Annotated in this window: 16 protein-coding genes; 7 read left to right on the top strand and 9 right to left on the bottom strand. The window is 62.0% G+C overall.

The window, feature by feature from the left end; translation table 11 throughout:
• Positions 1-4 precede the first annotated feature (4 nt).
• The 3 genes from V6765_RS13670 to thrS all read left to right on the top strand — a co-directional run bounded on the left by V6765_RS13670 (position 5) and on the right by thrS (position 3,409).
• Positions 5-490, top strand: a complete 486-nt coding sequence (locus V6765_RS13670; protein WP_448429634.1) for an Lrp/AsnC family transcriptional regulator — start codon at positions 5-7, stop codon at positions 488-490.
• Between the two features lie 109 nt (positions 491-599).
• Positions 600-1,289 carry an outer membrane protein gene (locus tag V6765_RS13665; RefSeq protein WP_448429632.1) on the top strand — a complete coding sequence of 230 codons (690 nt, stop codon included), beginning with the start codon at positions 600-602 and terminating at the stop codon, positions 1,287-1,289.
• A 152-nt stretch (positions 1,290-1,441) separates the two neighbouring features.
• Positions 1,442-3,409: a threonine--tRNA ligase gene (thrS, locus tag V6765_RS13660; protein WP_448429631.1), complete on the top strand. Its 1,968-nt coding sequence runs from the start codon at positions 1,442-1,444 to the stop codon at positions 3,407-3,409.
• Between the two features lie 34 nt (positions 3,410-3,443).
• Here thrS and V6765_RS13655 read toward each other — a convergent pair whose 3' ends face one another.
• The 3 genes from V6765_RS13655 to V6765_RS13645 form a co-directional block, all read right to left on the bottom strand.
• Positions 3,444-4,238, bottom strand: coding sequence for a glycosyltransferase family 25 protein (locus tag V6765_RS13655; RefSeq protein WP_448429629.1), 795 nt, complete (start codon positions 4,236-4,238; stop codon positions 3,444-3,446).
• A 113-nt stretch (positions 4,239-4,351) separates the two neighbouring features.
• Entirely contained in the window at positions 4,352-5,206 is an 855-nt protein-coding gene (locus tag V6765_RS13650) for a glycosyltransferase family 25 protein (RefSeq protein WP_448429627.1), read from the bottom strand.
• Positions 5,207-5,341: 135 nt separating this feature from the next.
• Entirely contained in the window at positions 5,342-6,301 is a 960-nt protein-coding gene (locus V6765_RS13645) for a hypothetical protein (protein WP_448429625.1), read from the bottom strand.
• Positions 6,302-6,422: 121 nt separating this feature from the next.
• Between V6765_RS13645 and V6765_RS13640 the strand changes: the two genes are divergently transcribed.
• On the top strand, positions 6,423-7,007 hold the full coding sequence (locus tag V6765_RS13640; protein ID WP_448429623.1) for a nitroreductase family protein: 585 nt from the start codon (positions 6,423-6,425) through the stop codon (positions 7,005-7,007).
• A 2-nt stretch (positions 7,008-7,009) separates the two neighbouring features.
• Positions 7,010-7,618 (top strand): flavin reductase family protein, encoded by a 609-nt coding sequence (locus V6765_RS13635; protein ID WP_448429621.1) that lies wholly within the window; start codon positions 7,010-7,012, stop codon positions 7,616-7,618.
• Between the two features lie 12 nt (positions 7,619-7,630).
• Here the strand turns inward: V6765_RS13635 and V6765_RS13630 are convergent, their stop codons facing one another.
• From V6765_RS13630 to V6765_RS13620, 3 genes are all read right to left on the bottom strand, one after another.
• On the bottom strand, positions 7,631-8,893 hold the full coding sequence (locus V6765_RS13630) for a cation:proton antiporter domain-containing protein (protein ID WP_448429619.1): 1,263 nt from the start codon (positions 8,891-8,893) through the stop codon (positions 7,631-7,633).
• 94 nt (positions 8,894-8,987) lie between these two features.
• Positions 8,988-9,662, bottom strand: coding sequence for a hypothetical protein (locus tag V6765_RS13625; protein ID WP_448429617.1), 675 nt, complete (start codon positions 9,660-9,662; stop codon positions 8,988-8,990).
• 181 nt (positions 9,663-9,843) lie between these two features.
• The gene (locus V6765_RS13620; RefSeq protein WP_448429615.1) at positions 9,844-10,416 is read right to left on the bottom strand and encodes an NADPH-dependent FMN reductase; all 573 of its coding nucleotides are present in this window, start codon (positions 10,414-10,416) and stop codon (positions 9,844-9,846) included.
• 260 nt (positions 10,417-10,676) lie between these two features.
• On the opposite strand from V6765_RS13620, the gene V6765_RS13615 reads away from it, so the two are divergent.
• On the top strand, positions 10,677-10,985 hold the full coding sequence (locus tag V6765_RS13615; protein WP_448429613.1) for a winged helix-turn-helix transcriptional regulator: 309 nt from the start codon (positions 10,677-10,679) through the stop codon (positions 10,983-10,985).
• Here V6765_RS13615 and V6765_RS13610 read toward each other — a convergent pair.
• Positions 10,982-11,725: an SDR family NAD(P)-dependent oxidoreductase gene (locus V6765_RS13610; RefSeq protein WP_448429611.1), complete on the bottom strand. Its 744-nt coding sequence runs from the start codon at positions 11,723-11,725 to the stop codon at positions 10,982-10,984. The two genes, V6765_RS13615 and V6765_RS13610, sit on opposite strands and share 4 nt — an antisense overlap.
• A gap of 92 nt (positions 11,726-11,817) precedes the next feature.
• Between V6765_RS13610 and V6765_RS13605 the strand changes: the two genes are divergently transcribed.
• Positions 11,818-12,402 (top strand): TetR/AcrR family transcriptional regulator, encoded by a 585-nt coding sequence (locus tag V6765_RS13605; RefSeq protein ID WP_448429609.1) that lies wholly within the window; start codon positions 11,818-11,820, stop codon positions 12,400-12,402.
• 135 nt (positions 12,403-12,537) lie between these two features.
• Here V6765_RS13605 and V6765_RS13600 read toward each other — a convergent pair whose 3' ends face one another.
• The gene (locus V6765_RS13600) at positions 12,538-13,239 is read right to left on the bottom strand and encodes a L,D-transpeptidase (RefSeq protein WP_448429607.1); all 702 of its coding nucleotides are present in this window, start codon (positions 13,237-13,239) and stop codon (positions 12,538-12,540) included.
• 165 nt (positions 13,240-13,404) lie between these two features.
• The gene (locus V6765_RS13595) at positions 13,405-15,078 is read right to left on the bottom strand and encodes an alpha/beta hydrolase (RefSeq protein WP_448429605.1); all 1,674 of its coding nucleotides are present in this window, start codon (positions 15,076-15,078) and stop codon (positions 13,405-13,407) included.
• Between the last annotated feature and the right edge of the window lie 13 nt (positions 15,079-15,091).

Genomic DNA, 15,091 nt, shown 5'->3' with positions numbered 1-15,091 from the left:
GGAAATGGATCGCCTGGATAGGAAAATTTTGCGCCTCATACAGGAGGATTCGACGCTGGCGGTTGCCGATATCGGCAAGAAGGTCGGGCTTTCGACCACGCCCTGCTGGCGGCGCATCCAGAAGATGGAGGAGGAAGGCGTGATCCAGCGGCGCGTGGCGCTGCTCGACCCGGAAAAGGTCAACGCCAATGTCACCGTCTTCGTCGCGATCCGCACCAATACCCATTCGGTGGAATGGCTGAAGCGGTTTTCCGAGGTGATCGCGGAGTTCCCGGAAGTGCTGGAATTTTACCGCATGAGCGGCGAGGTCGATTATCTGCTGCGCGTGGTGGTGCCCGATATCGCGGCCTATGACGCCTTCTACAAGCGGCTGATCGCGAAGATCGAGATCCGCGACGTTTCATCGTCCTTCGCCATGGAGCAGATCAAGTTCTCCACCCAATTGCCGCTCGACTACATGAAGCTCGAGCTCGCCCGCAACGGCGAATGATACATCGTCTCGAGGTTGTGCGAATTAAGGGTATGTAAACCATAAGCTGACGCTTTCTTAACGCTTCATGCGCTATGGCTTCGATAAGTCATCACCTACGGAGCCTTCCATGAGAAAACTGTCAGCGTCACTTCTCGCCATTTACGGCGCGTCATGCTTTCCGGCATTTGCCGCCGATCTGGCGCTGCGCCCGCCAATTCAGCCGGTGGCCTATCAGGAAGTCTATGTCGAGGAGGAGCCGCTGTGGGACGGACCCTATGCGGGCCTTGGCGGCGGCTATGGCTGGACAGGCGCGCGCGGCACGATCAGCGGGGGAGGCGCCGACCGCCTGGACTATAACGGCGCGATTGCCAATCTGTTCGCCGGCTACAACAAGCAGCTCGGCAACAATATCGTCGTGGGCATTGAGGGCGATGCCGATTACAGCTGGGGCAAGCAGAAATTCGCGACCGGGCTTGGGTTTGACGTCGAGGGCGGCTCCGACTGGAGCGGCACCCTGCGTGGCCGGTTGGGGTATTCCTTCGGCAATGCGCTGGTCTACGTCACCGGGGGCGCGGCGGTTGCCAATGCCTATATTCGCGCGTTGAACGTCAGTCTCAGCGACACGATCTACGGCTATACGGTCGGCGCGGGCTTGGACTACGCCGTCACCGACAGCATCTTCACGCGGCTGGAATATCGCTATACCGGCTATCCGGATCAGAAGGTCGTCGACGATCTGGCCTCCGCCGCCGGCGCAACGGCCAAGTTCAAGATGCATACCCACGCGGTGATGGCCGGCGTGGGCATGAAATTCTGATCGCCTCTTATTTCGGCGTCTGACAGCAAGCGGCCTTGCGGCTTTACGCAGGGCCGTTTTTTCTTTATTGACCTGCCTCGTTTAAGACGCCGTGCGATACGGCAGATTGTCCACCCGCATTCGTTGGCGGGACTGGTTTCAAGGAGCATGACATGTCTGACCAGATTTCCCTCATCTTTCCCGATGGCTCGAAGCGCGACTATGCCGCCGGCACGACCGGCCGAGATGTCGCCGAATCCATCTCCAAGTCGCTGGCCAAGAAGGCCGTCGCGATCGCCCTTGATGGCGAACTGCGCGATCTCGCCGATCCGGTCACCGATGGCCGCATCGAGATCGTCACCCGCACCGATGACCGCGCGCTGGAACTGATCCGCCACGACGCCGCCCATGTGATGGCCGAGGCCGTGCAGGAGCTGTGGCCCGGCACGCAGGTGACCATCGGTCCGGTGATCGAGAACGGCTTCTATTACGACTTCGCCCGCGAGGTTCCGTTCACCCCGGAAGACCTGCCGAAGATCGAAAAGAAGATGAAGGAGATCATTGCCCGCAACGCGCCGTTCACCAAGGAGATATGGTCGCGCGAAAAGGCGAAGAAGGTGTTCGCCGAAAAGGGCGAGGCCTACAAGGTCGAACTCGTCGACGCGATCCCGGAAGGCCAGGACCTCAAGATTTACAGCCAAGGCGACTGGTTCGACCTCTGCCGCGGCCCGCACATGACCTCGACCGGCCAGATCGGCAACGCCTTCAAGCTGATGAAGGTGGCCGGCGCATACTGGCGCGGTGACAGCAACAATCCGATGCTGACCCGCATCTATGGCACGGCCTGGGCCGACCAGAAGGACCTCGACGCCTATCTGACCTTCCTCGAGGAAGCCGAAAAGCGCGACCACCGCCGCCTCGGCCGCGAGATGGACCTTTTCCATTTCCAGGAAGAGGGGCCGGGCGTCGTGTTCTGGCATTCCAAGGGCTGGCGCATGTTCCAGTCGCTGACCGCCTATATGCGCCGCCGGCTCGCCGGCGAATACGAGGAGGTCAACGCGCCGCAGGTGCTCGACACCTCGCTGTGGAAGACCTCCGGCCACTGGGAATGGTACCGCGAAAACATGTTCGCGGTCGCCTGCGCCGATGAGGAGGCTGAAGACAAGCGCGTCTTCGCGCTGAAGCCGATGAACTGCCCCGGCCATGTCCAGCTGTTCAAGCACGGTCTGAAGTCCTACCGCGAACTGCCCATCCGCTATGCGGAATTCGGCGTTGTGCACCGTTACGAGCCGTCGGGTGCGATGCACGGCCTGATGCGCGTACGCGGCTTCACCCAGGACGATGCCCATGTGTTCTGCACCGAGGAGCAGTTGGCGGAAGAATGCCTGAAGATCAACGATCTGATCCTGTCGGTCTATGAGGATTTCGGCTTCGATGAGATCGTGGTGAAGCTCTCCACGCGGCCCGAAAAGCGCGTCGGTTCCGACGAGAGCTGGGATCACGCCGAGGCGATCATGACCGATGTGCTAAAGACCATCGAGGAACAGTCGGGCGGCCGCATCAAGACCGGCATTCTGCCGGGCGAGGGCGCGTTTTACGGGCCGAAGTTCGAATATACGCTGAAGGACGCGATCGGGCGCGAATGGCAGTGCGGCACCACCCAGGTGGACTTCAACCTGCCGGAGCGCTTCGGTGCCTTCTATATCGACTCGACCTCGGAGAAGAAGCAACCGGTCATGGTTCACCGCGCCATCTGCGGCTCGCTGGAACGCTTCCTCGGCATCCTGATCGAAAACCATTCCGGCCACATGCCGCTGTGGTTCGCGCCGCTGCAGGTGGTGGTCGCCACGATCACGACCGAGGCAGACGGCTACGGTGAAAAGGTTGCTCAGAAGCTGCGCGATGCGGGACTGTCCGTCGAGACCGATTTCCGCAACGAGAAGATCAACTACAAGGTCCGCGAGCACTCGGTGGCCAAGGTTCCGGTCATTCTTGTCTGCGGCATGCGCGAGGCGGAAGAAGAGACGGTCAACATCCGCCGTCTCGGCTCCCGCGACCAGCAGTCGATGTCGCTCGATGACGCGCTCGCCCTGCTGATCGACGAGGCAACCCCGCCAGACCTGAAGCGCAAGCGGGCGTAATTAAGAAGGGGCGGGGCTTTTGGCTCCGCCTTTTTTACGGCTTGAAATCAATCACCTGTGCGCGCGCGCCGCTGGCGAAATTTCGCAGCTTCCGGCAGGCATAGGCCAGTCTATCCCTGATCCTGTTCGCCAGTCTTTCGCCCGGCGTCGCGCCATAGGATTTGTGGCTGGCCCTCTCGGAAATATTGCTTTTGTCGGCGGGCGCTCCGCCGGTCTGCAGGCGCGTCTGGATGCAGAGCGCGGGCGAGAGCTGGTAGAGCGACAGCGTTTCGGCAACGCCGCCACGCGGATCGAACAGCGTGGTGTCCACTGCCATACGCAGCTTTTTGCTTTCCGCCAGCATGCGGGCCGCTCCCTTGCGCGTGATCACATAACCGGCCGTGCCGATATGGCAGCCGGCGAGGCGCCGAATCTCGCGCGTATGGACGATGGTTTCCGGCGTCCGCCCGAGCTCTATCGGCTTCAGGCTGGTTTCCAGTTTGACGATATCGGCGTCTTCCGGCATCCAAGCTGCGATCGCGGACAAAACCTCGGTTGCGTCTCTGCTGAGGTCGATATCGTCCTCGAAAATGGCGGCGCACTCTTCGTCGCTGTCGAGTAACAGGCGCCAGGCCTTGATATGGCTGAGATAGCAGGCGATCTCACCGGGTTGCAACCTTATGCTGACGGGCGTCGGATAAGCGCAGACCGCCGCGATCTCGTCTGCAGAAAGCGACCTCCCGTCAACCGCTGTGACCCGGATGAAGGAAACGTCCCGTTCAGAAAGCAGCGCTTCGATGCGCTTCAGCCTTTCCGTATCGCGGTCGAGATTGATGACGAGTGTGAGCACGGTGCCCTTTCGCGCTGGCGGATCGCCTTTGAAGCCAGCTCCGGGCAAGGCGGCTCGCCATGCCTGAAACACTGAAATGGAGCTTTCCGGCGACTCGTCGAAAAGCTGCCAAACTATATTGCAGCTTTATAGCTCGGCTTCGCGCTCTGGCAAGATGGGTGGGCGCTTTGGCGAAAATCCACGGTCCGCTTCCGACAGCCGCCGATCAGACAACCCAACCGAAGTTTCGTCCGACGCAAGCAGTCGCCAATCAGATAGATACCGTATTCGAATGCATTGGCGCCGCGCGATTTCCGGCTCTTGGGCACGGGGTTCACCGAGAAGAAGCCGAGGCTCGGCAGGCCGCAGCGATGGCCAATGTCGTCCTGAATGCAGATTGCCGGATCGACCTGATAGTTGATCATGCCGTGTTTCAGCCTGGCGCGCGGATTGAACATGACCGCATCGACACCCATGGCGAATTTATCGCTGTTTTCCAGTAGCTTGTGGGCTCCCTTTCGGCTGAGAATATAGGCGGCTGAACCCAGATGCCGGGACTTCAAGCGATAGAGGTCGCGTCCGAAAACCGTGTCCACCGGGCTGGTTTCGAGGCGGACGGGCTGGAGACAGGTTTCCAGCTTGACGATATCGCCATCCTCGGGAAACCAGTTTTCCGCCTGTTGCAGAAAGGGGCCGATGTCCTCGGCAAGGTGAACATCATCTTCGAAGATCGCGACCAACGGGGCCCTGCTCTCAAGGAAAGCCTGCCAGCATCTGACATGACTGAGATAGCAACCATATTGGGTGGGCGTCAGCGCGTAGCTTCCGGCTTCGGGATAGCTTCCGCGGCTTGCGATCTCGTCGCCCGGAACCGTGCGGCCATCAATTGCATCGAACCACACGACGTTCAGGCCGGCCGCACCACACGCGCCGGCGAGATGCCTGCGCCTGTCGGCATGTTCTGGAAGATTGATTGCATATACCAGCAAATCTAAGCCCCACCCTCTGGCAGGATACTAATTCATAGGCTGCGCCGACAAAAGCGAGTCATCGGAAAAAAAGCAAAGGCGTCCACGGCGATGGCCAGATTAAATTGTTTGGAGCGACCCAATGGACGCAAGGTTTTAGTCAAACCCATCGCCATCGGTGTTCGCCTTGTTTTCGGACAGCAGCAATTCCACATCCTCGGTGCCGGCGGAGGAGACCGTGAAGGTCTTCTCAAAGAGGCTGTCCTGGTTGCGGGCAACGGCGGTGTAGCTGCCTTCGGCGAGGATCATCGTCGGCATCGCGCTGCTGCTTTCGGTCAGCACGTCGCCGGACGCGCCGAGCACCGTCCAGGCCGTGTCGGCGAGCGCTTCGCCACCGGCCCCGCCGGCAAGCTTCAACGTCACCTCCGCGGCCTTGATCTTCAGCTTGGCGTCGGTGATCTCGCCGGCCTTGACCTTCAGCCTGGCATGGGTTTCGGCATTCAGCGAGCCATAGGAGGATACCACGTCATAGGTTCCCGCGCGCAGGCGCAGAATGCTGCCGGGCGCGATATCCTCGGCCACCAGTTCGCGGCGGTCGTCGCGGTCTTCATAGACCGAAAAGCGAAGCTCGCTGGCGCTGGCGGGCTTGCCGTCGCCGAGCCGGGCATTGAGCATCAGCCCGCCGGCGTTCAGCACAAACGAAATCTGCTCCGCCTTGCCGGCCTCGTGGGCAATGCGGACCTTGCGCGTTGCCGAAGCGCGGCCGAAGGCGCAGTTGATGAAATAGTCGCCGGGGGAAAGCTCGATGGTCTTGCTGCCGCCTTCGGCCGATGCGACTAGCCGCAATCGGCCGCTGGTATCGGGAATGGTGGTGAACACCCGCCAGAACAGGCCGTCGCGCATGACATTGCCATCTTCGGCCAGCCGCGCCTCGAGCTTCACCGGGCGCTTTTCGCCCGGCTGCTGCGTTCCCCGCATCAGGGAGAAGGGATCGTCGGAGTGAACCGATGGCGTGCTCTGGGCCAGCGCTGCCGCCGGCGCGGCCAGCAAAAGCCCGGCCATGACGGCGGCGAGGGGCCGAAGGGTCTGATGTCTGGGCGTTCTGTGCGGAAACATGCTGCTCGCCGGTTGACTTGCCTGACGCAAGTGTTCACTTCAATGTCCGATTGCGTAGTGACCCGAATATCGTGGCGTTTTCAAGAGCGTCGCGTGATTTTTTGACCGAGTGAGGCCCGCCGTGAATGCCAAGAATGACACCCTCATCGATTTCCTGAAAACCCGCCGCTCGACGCCGGTGCTGCAGCTTGCGGCCCCCGGGCCGGCGCGCGGCGAGATCGAGGAAATGCTGACCATCGCCTCGCGCATTCCCGATCACGGCAAGCTCGCGCCCTGGCGTTTCATCGTCTTTGCCGGCGCGGCGCGCGAGGAAGCGGGCGAAAAGCTCGCCGATATCGTGAAGGCGGACGATCCGGAAGCCTCGGCGGAGCGGCTGAAGCTGGAGCGCGAGCGGCTTTCGCGCGCGCCGCTGGTGATCGCCGTCGTCAGCCGGGCAGCGGTTCATCCCAAGATCCCGGAATGGGAACAGGTGATGTCGGCGGGCGCGGTCTGCTACAATCTGGTGGTTGCGGCCAATGCCTTTGGCTACGGCGCGACCTGGCTCACCGAGTGGTACGCCTTCGACGAGCGCGCCAAGCCGGCGCTGGGCGTGGAAGCGGACGAGAAGATCGCCGGCTTCATCCATACCGGCACCCGCACGGAAGCGCCGTTCGAGCGCGTGCGGCCGGCGCTCGAAGATATCGTCACCTGGCGCGGAGAGGCCTGATCATGTTCTACACCACCGACACCAATGCGCATGGCATGCCGCACGATCCTTTCAAGGCGATCGTCGCGCCGCGGCCGATCGGGTGGATCGGCTCGCGCGGCCGGGACGGCAAGGACAATCTCGCGCCCTATTCGTTTTTCAACGCGGTCTCGTCCGCGCCGCCGGTGGTGATGTTTTCCTCCGACACGGTCAAGGACAGCTTTACCAATATCGAGGAGACCGGCGTGTTCACCGCCAGTCTCGTGAGCCGCGACCTTGCCGAAAAGATGAACACCACCTCGGCTCCATTCGCTCGCGGCGAGAGCGAGTTCGAGGCGGCCGGCCTGACCGCCGTCAACGGGCAACTGGTGGACGCCGCCTTCGTCGGCGAAGCCTATGCGGCGCTTGAGTGCCGCGTGACCCGGATGATGGCGGCTCCGACGCTTGAGGGGTTTTCCACCGAGAGCAGGCTGGTGTTCGGTCAGGTGGTCGGCATCCACATCCGCGAGGACGCGATCGGTGAAGACGGTCTTCTCGACATGGCAAGAATTCGCCAGGTCGGTCGCATGGGCTATCTCGATTATGCCGAGTGCGGCACGCCGTTCCAGATGAAGCGTCCACGGCGCGGCTGAGGCAAGGCTTTCTCAGCTTTCCGCATCGTCGGCCTTCGCTTTCCGCCGCGAGGCATAAAGACGCATGCCGGGCGTGGCGGTGACGCCATGGACCAGGATCGATCCCGCGACGCCCGCGCTGACGGCGTACCAGACGAAGTGATCGCCCGTCCGCTCCACGCTTTCCATCGCGTAGAAGATCGCCGCGATTCCGATCGGTCCGAACCAGCCCGCGAAGGCGATATCGCGGCCGCTGAACCGGTTCGACAGCACCGGTGCCAGCGCGAGCATCAGCGGCGGCCGGCGCAACAGAAGGATCGCCAGCGGAAACAGCACCGCCCACACGCCGAGGGTTGCCCAGCCGTGCCATGGAATGACGAGGCCGAAGATCACAAAGGCCGGCAGGTCCATCAATTTGCTGATGGTTTCGTGCACATTCTCCTCTTCCATGGCGTCGTGCCGTCCCACCGTCAGGCAGAATGCGCCTCCGGCGGCAAAGGCTGTGAGTATGCCATCCGCGCCCAGCATCCGTCCGAGCCCGAGCGCGCCAAAGGCGAGCGCGATCGATATTGCATGGTAGGAGTGGAACTCCGCCAGCTTGTAGCGGTCCGAGAGCCTTTGCAGACGGGCGACCAGCCAGCCGAGAACGATGCCGACGCCGGCCGCCAGCAGCACGTCGAGAACCAGGATATCGACAAGCCAGTGCCGAACCAGTTCGCCGCCTGCCTCGCCGCGCGCAATCGCCAACATGGGCAGCATGACGAACAGGTAGCCGAGCCCGTCATTCGCGCCCGATTCCAGCGAAAGCAGGCCACGCAGATTGGCGGGCAGCATGCTCTTGGCGATGGGGCCGGAGACGATGGCGCTGGCCGCCACCGGGTCGGTCGGGGTCAGGCAGGCGGCGATCAGCACCGCGGTCGCAAAACTCAGCGAGAATGCGGGGCCGAGCGTGACCCAGGAAACCAGCGTGGACATCGCCCACATGCCGGCCATGCCGAGCGTCAACATCACCGTGACGGGACGGACGAGACGTTTCCAGGTTTCCGGCGGTGTGCGGATCGCGATACCCACCACGCTGATCGCGATCGTGAAGCGGGCGACCTCGCGGACGATGATTTCCTTGCTTTGCCAGTCGGAAGGGTCGATCCAGCCGGTCAGGGCTGGCCCAGCGACAATGCCGGTTGCGACGGCAAGCAGTGGCAGAGACGCGAGCGTGCCCTGCACATAGGCGGAGAGCGCGCCGAGAATGATAACGACAAGGGAACAGAGGGCGACGACGTGGAAGATTTCGGACATGACGGACAGCGTTCATTGTTGCGCTCATATCCGTTCAATTACTGTCGGGCGGAGTTGTTCCGCACCGCGGCCTCGTTTTTCCCGCCGATCGGGATCAGGCGGCGCCGAAGGCGTGTTTGATGATGCCGATATGGTCGGGATTGCCGGTCAGCTTGCCGGTGAAGCCGGTGCGGGCGGACTGGTGGCAGGCGGTTTTGAAGGCGGCGGTGGCGCTGCCAGCGCCGGAGAAATCGATCGCCGGTATGCCGAGATTGCGCGCCGCCAGCATGGTGGCCACCGCGCCCTGGTGGGCGATGTCGCCGCTGCCGGAGTCGTCCTGCAGGGGGTCGGCATCGTAGCCGAGCGCGATCAGCCGGCCGAGCTTGTGGATGAAGTGGCGGGCGTTCAGCAGGCCGCCGCCATTGTCGCCGATCATCGCGATCAGGGCGATGGCGTTCTCGGTCAGACCTTCCCGGGCCTCGACGACCCTGAGCAGGGTTTCGGCCATCTGTATCCGAGCCGCGCTTTCGACGCCACGCAGGATGATGCCGTCCGGTGCGCATTTCGCGGCTTCGGAGAAATCCGCGATATTATAAGCCTTGGAGATCGGTTCGCAGATCAGGAATATCGGCAGCGACGGCAGCAGGTTGCGCAACGTCGCGACGCGGCCGGCAAGGTCCGTCTCGCCGGCAACGGGAAGACAGAGGCAGTCGGGCTGGGTCTCTCGAGGATCGAACGGCAGGGGCTCATCGGAGCCAAGCAACCAGACTTTCATGCGGCGAATGTCCATGCGTCATTCCTCCAACCGGGTCTCCGTCGGGCTGCAGAATGCCAAAACGCCCGCCGGTTTCAAGCGGCGGGCGCGGGTATCCACTTCATTTATGACTAATATGCTTCGGCTTCGTGAAATTTTTGCGATTTTCGCATTCACGGTCGGTGGGGATACGGACCGCAATCACGCCGAAGCCGAATCAGCCGGCGTTGCGGATCGTCGCCAGCGGCCCGGCCCATTTGAACAACTCGTCGAGCATGCCCTTGGCGCCCGCGTTCATTTCGTCGTTGGGCGTGAACACGCCGTCTTCGCTGATGAATTTGGGAAACAGCGGAACCGGAACGACCTGCGGAATGGCATGGGCATTGAGATTGCCGAGCAGCGTGCGAAGCTCCTGCGCGGAGCGAAGGCCGCCGGAAATGCCGCCAAAGCTGACGACGCCGGCCGGCTTGTAGCCCCATTCCAGCGAAAGCGCCTGGATGGCGTTGACCAATGCTGCCGGCGGAAAATAATCGTATTCCGGCGTAACGAACACGAAGGCATCGGCCGCCTGAACGCTGGCGCTCCATTTCTTGCTGTGTTCATGTTCGTATTTCTGCATCCGGGGATGCGCCACTTCATCGAGCAGTGGCAGGTTGAAATCGACGAGATCGACCAGTTCGACCTCGAACTTGCCATGTTCGCGAGCCGCAGCTTCCACCCATTTTGCGATCTTGGGGCTGACGCGGCCGGGACGGGTGCTGCCGATGATGATGTTCAGTTTCACAATCATTCTCCTTGCCGCCGCAGGCGCGGCGGTCTTCAAATTCAAAACCCTCGATGGGTGTCATTTCCGGGGAGGAACGCGACCAAGACGGTCACAAAAAATGACTTGCTAAAAATAAATGACCGAATACCCTGATGCAAGAACGCAATTTTTTGCAACCAGGTCACATCGAGATGACTAATACGGGGTCAAAGCCCGAAACAAGGCCAGATGCAAGGCCCGAGACCAGGCATGTTCTGGAACGGTGTCGAAATGTCGCGCCCATCTTGCAGCGCGTCGGCGACAAATGGTCGATGCTGATCATCATTGTGCTGATTGACGGGCCGTGTCGGTTCAGCGTCCTGAAGCGCAAGATCGACGGGATTTCCCAGCAGATGCTGACGCGGGTGCTGAAGGCGCTGGAGCGGGACGGGCTGATCAGCCGGACTACCTATCCGACCAGCCCGCCGCAGGTGGAATATGCCCTGACCGATCTCGGCCTGTCACTCAGCGAGCCGGTGCTTCGGCTTGGCGACTGGGCGCGGGACAATATCGCCGCGATCGAGGCCTCACGGGAAACCTACGACGCCGGTTAAACGGCCACGAAGCCGCCGTCGACCAGCAGTTCTTCGCCCCCCACGAAGCTGCTCTCTTGCGACGCAAGGAAAAGCACCGCTTTCGCAATTTCCTCGGTCTGGGCGAGCCGCCCGAACGGAATGGTCTGCTGCATCCATGCTTCGGCGCCCTCATTGTTTTGAAGATAGGTCGCCATCGCCGGCGTCAGCACCATGCCCGGGGAGACAACGTTCACGCGGATCCCGCGATCCTTCAGGTCGGTGGTCCAGCTGCGGGCAAGGGCGCGGATTGCCGCTTTGGTTGCGCTGTAGACGGAAAGGCCAGGAAAGCCTTTCATGCCCGCGCCGGACCCGGTCAGCACGATTGCGCCGCCTTTTGACATCAGCGGTAGCGCCTTCTGCACCGTGAACACCATGCCTTTCACATTGATATTGAAAAGTCGATCGAAATGGGCCGCGTCGATGTCGCCCAAAGCAGCCTGCTCGGAGATTCCGGCATTGGCGAAGACGACGTCGACATGGCCGCGATCGTGGGCGATCTCTGCGTAAAGCCGATCGAGGTCATCTTCGTTCGAGACGTCGCCCTGCACGCCGGTCGCCGCATTGCCGATCGCCTTGACAGCTGCATCAAGGCGGTCCTGGCTTCTCCCGGTGATGTAGACATGCGCGCCTTCCGCGGCGAAGGATTTGGCCGTGGTCAGGCCGATGCCGTCGGTTCCGCCGGTGACCACCACCACCTTGTTTTCAAATCGCTGAGTCATGTTGTTCGTCCTGTCTGCTGATAAGTGGAGTATTGTTCCACTTATGTATATGGAGTATCACTCCACTTAGCAAGACACAAAGAGAACCACCGTTGACCGATGACTCGCCACTGCGCGCGGACGCGCAGCAGAACAGAGACAAGATACTGGCCGCCGCCGAGGACATTTTCCTGGAGCGAGGGGCGACCGTTTCGATGAATGAGGTCGCAAGGCATGCCGGCGTGGGCATCGGAACCCTTTACCGGCGCTTTCCAACCCGCGAGGACCTTCTGGCTGCGGCCTACAGCGCGCGGTTCACGGCCTTCGCCGAAGAAATGTTCGCGCACGCCAAAGAGGTGGACTCGCTGTCGGCGATGCAGGCTTATCTCGAAGGCCTCGTCCGCCACACCATCGTCTATCGCGGCTTTGCAGCTTCGCTCGGTATCGTGTTGAAGACGGGCACGCCCGGATGCCTTGCCACGAGCCAAGTAGGGCAGCAGCTCCTGCAGGCGGCACAGGAGGCCGGCGAAATGCGCGCCGACATCACTTTCGACGACATGGTATGCGTCGCCACGGCAATGTCACTCGCGATCGAACGGGACGGAGCGTCACAATCGCGCATCGCTCACCTTGCGAGCGTATTCACAGAGGGCATGGCCGTCCGCTCGTCAGATCGTGCTAACCTTGAAGCGTCCTGATCCGATTCCGTGTGAAGCGGATAGCGGTTCCCATCCGGAATTGAGAGACCACAAACAGATACAGCGGCTCCGCGAGAAACGGAACCGCTGTAGCGGGCATTGCCAGCCACCCCCGGAAATCCGGGGGCGATGTACTTACTGATAGACGACGATCGGCGTCGGCAGGTTGTCGACCCGGTTATAAAGGTCGATCACATCCTGGTTCAGCATGCGGATGCAGCCGGAGGAGACCGCCTTGCCGATGGACGTCCAGTCCGGATTGCCGTGGACGCGATAGAGCGTGTCCTTGCCGTTTTCGAAGATATAGAGGGCGCGCGCGCCGAGCGGGTTCATCAGCCCGGCCGGCATGCCGCCATTGGCTTCCGAATATTCCTTGAGCTTGGGATCGCGCTCGATCATTTCAGCGGGCGGGAACCATTTCGGCCATTCCTGCTTCCACTTGATCACGCCATTGCCGCCCCAGGAGAAGCCGGCGCGGCCGATGCCGACGCCATAGCGCATTGCGGTGCCGTTTTCTTCCACCAGATAGAGGAAGCGGTTGGGGGTATCGACCACCACGGTGCCGGGCGCTTCGCCGGTCGGATCCTTCACGCGCTGGCGATAGTACATCGGGTCGATCTGCTGGTAGGGCACGGCCGGGATAAGATAGCCATTGTCCTCAACCGGGCCATACATGGCATCGAGCTCGGCGACCGTGTAGGGGGTGTCCTGGACGCGCGGGGAGGGCGGAGCGACCGGGGTGATATCGCGCTGGCTGACGCAGCCTGCAAGCACAGCGGTGGTCGAAACGGCGCCGAGAAGAAAAATCCGGCGCGACATCGTTTTATCAACGAGCATTCAAGCCTCTTGTATTGGTGATATGTAAATCGATTACGGCTTTTATCCGACCGGATTGCCGCTTCATAGCGGCGCGTGATCACAATCACGGGATCGCTGCACTTGGAGTGATGAGTGTGGCGGAAAACACGCATTTTCGCTAGAAAACCGCTGCCGCCGCGCCGATTATTGCACCGCGCAGCCGGTATCCTTGCCCAGATTGCAGATTTCTTTCAGCGCAGTCGTGCGCGCCGGCGACCAGTCCTGCGGACGGGAGACGGCGACCCAGGCATCGATATAGTCGCGGGCGAGGTAGTTGTGGCCGAAGCCGGCCGGCAGCGCCTTCGACAACGCCATGTCGAGCGCGAGCTGGAACTGGGTGACGATCGGCACGAACCGCAGATAGGGCGAAACATCGGGCGCCGGCGGCTCGCGCATCCACTCCGGTTCGATGAAGCTCGCGTTGGGCTCGAAAAACACAATCGGATCAGAGGCATATTGCAGGAAGTTGATGCGCACTCTGCCCCAGTCATCGCCTTCCGCCTGCGGTTTTCTGAACTGTGAGGAGAAACGGACGACGGCGCTGTTGTCGATCACGGGCAGCACGTAAGGCGTGCCGGCGTTGCGGGCGGCCACCGTGTGACGCCAGAGATAGGACGGGAAGGGCGGGCCGGCCCAGACCGCGCCGGCGACCGGTTCATCCAGCATCTGGAACACGTTGAAGGAATACATCGACGACCACGCGCCGAGACTGATTCCATGCATGTAGAGTTCCGGGCGGCTGTCTTCCGGCAGGGTGCGCCAGTAGCGATAGACTTCTTCCATCGTGGCGGTCGCCTGCTTGAGGCCGGTATCGGTCTCGAAGATCAGCGCCAGCGGCGATTGCAGGAAGGAGTACTGCACCGCCACAGTCGCGACATCGCCATTGTGCATATATTCGAAGGTGTCGTGCGCGCCGGGATCAAGCCAGCCGGTGCCGGTGGGGCTTGCGATCATCAGATAGGCGCGATCGAAGGCGCCCAGGCGCTGCATCTCCTCAAGGGCGATCCTGGCGCGTTCCTGCGGCTCGTCGGCCTGGGACCGGCCGACATAGACGCGGATCGGGCGTTCGGCCGGGCGGCCGGTGAAGGTTTCGATATCCTCGGCGGATGGCGCGCTGGTGACGAAGTTGCGGCCGGGCTGGCCCATCGCCTCCCAGCTTGCCAGCGAGCCGGGGCCGCCCGCGATGAAGGAATCAGTGGGCGGCGGCGGGGCGGTTTCGAACAGGTCCTGCGCGGTCTCGTAGCTTTCGTCGAGGAAGTCGAAGATCGCCGGCACCACCCAGTCGCGGCTTGCCACGACCACGACCAGCAGCACGATGACGACGCCGGCCAGATTGGCCGCGCGCGGCGACATTACCCGGTAAAGCCGCAGCCGGACGATATCGAAAGCCTTCTGAAACAGGGCGCCGATCAGGAACAGCACGATGAACACGGCAAGCCCGACGGCGAGGATGCCGAGCACGGTGCCGCCTTCCAGCAGTTCCATGTTGACGCGGGAGCGCACCGAGTTCTGCCATTCGGTCATCATCGACAGGCAATAGACCAGAAGGATCAGCGCCGCGGCGTTCACGACGGCCAGGCTGATCGCGCGCCAGCGACCGCGCGGCTCGGGGATCTGCAATCCGCGCCACAGCGCCACGATGAACCGCCCGATCATGTAACCGAGCGCCATCACGAGGCCGGCCAGCACGGCCTGCAGCGGCCACGCTCGTGGGATCAGCGACGGCGTGAGCGAGGCGGCGAAGAATGCCAATCCGAGCGCGAGCGAAAAAAGGCTGATTGAGAACCAGCGCGCGGTTGTCGGCGTTTCCGTCTGCATGGCGGCTGACCCG

Source organism: Martelella sp. FOR1707, from assembly GCF_053484265.1.
The sequence above is the reverse complement of the archived record's forward strand: the minus strand, read 5'-3'. Positions and strand labels throughout refer to the sequence as shown.

What these genes read in the sequence shown, in the direction of transcription:
- V6765_RS13670 (WP_448429634.1), top strand. Translation starts at nt 5, where the DNA reads ATGGATCGCCTGGATAGGAAAATTTTGCGCCTCATACAGGAGGATTCG.
- V6765_RS13665 (WP_448429632.1), top strand. Translation starts at nt 600, where the DNA reads ATGAGAAAACTGTCAGCGTCACTTCTCGCCATTTACGGCGCGTCATGC.
- thrS (WP_448429631.1), top strand. Translation starts at nt 1,442, where the DNA reads ATGTCTGACCAGATTTCCCTCATCTTTCCCGATGGCTCGAAGCGCGAC.
- V6765_RS13645 (WP_448429625.1), bottom strand. Translation starts at nt 6,301, where the DNA reads ATGTTTCCGCACAGAACGCCCAGACATCAGACCCTTCGGCCCCTCGCC.
- V6765_RS13635 (WP_448429621.1), top strand. Translation starts at nt 7,010, where the DNA reads ATGTTCTACACCACCGACACCAATGCGCATGGCATGCCGCACGATCCT.
- V6765_RS13630 (WP_448429619.1), bottom strand. Translation starts at nt 8,893, where the DNA reads ATGTCCGAAATCTTCCACGTCGTCGCCCTCTGTTCCCTTGTCGTTATC.
- V6765_RS13625 (WP_448429617.1), bottom strand. Translation starts at nt 9,662, where the DNA reads ATGGACATTCGCCGCATGAAAGTCTGGTTGCTTGGCTCCGATGAGCCC.
- V6765_RS13620 (WP_448429615.1), bottom strand. Translation starts at nt 10,416, where the DNA reads ATGATTGTGAAACTGAACATCATCATCGGCAGCACCCGTCCCGGCCGC.
- V6765_RS13610 (WP_448429611.1), bottom strand. Translation starts at nt 11,725, where the DNA reads ATGACTCAGCGATTTGAAAACAAGGTGGTGGTGGTCACCGGCGGAACC.
- V6765_RS13600 (WP_448429607.1), bottom strand. Translation starts at nt 13,239, where the DNA reads ATGCTCGTTGATAAAACGATGTCGCGCCGGATTTTTCTTCTCGGCGCC.
- V6765_RS13595 (WP_448429605.1), bottom strand. Translation starts at nt 15,078, where the DNA reads ATGCAGACGGAAACGCCGACAACCGCGCGCTGGTTCTCAATCAGCCTT.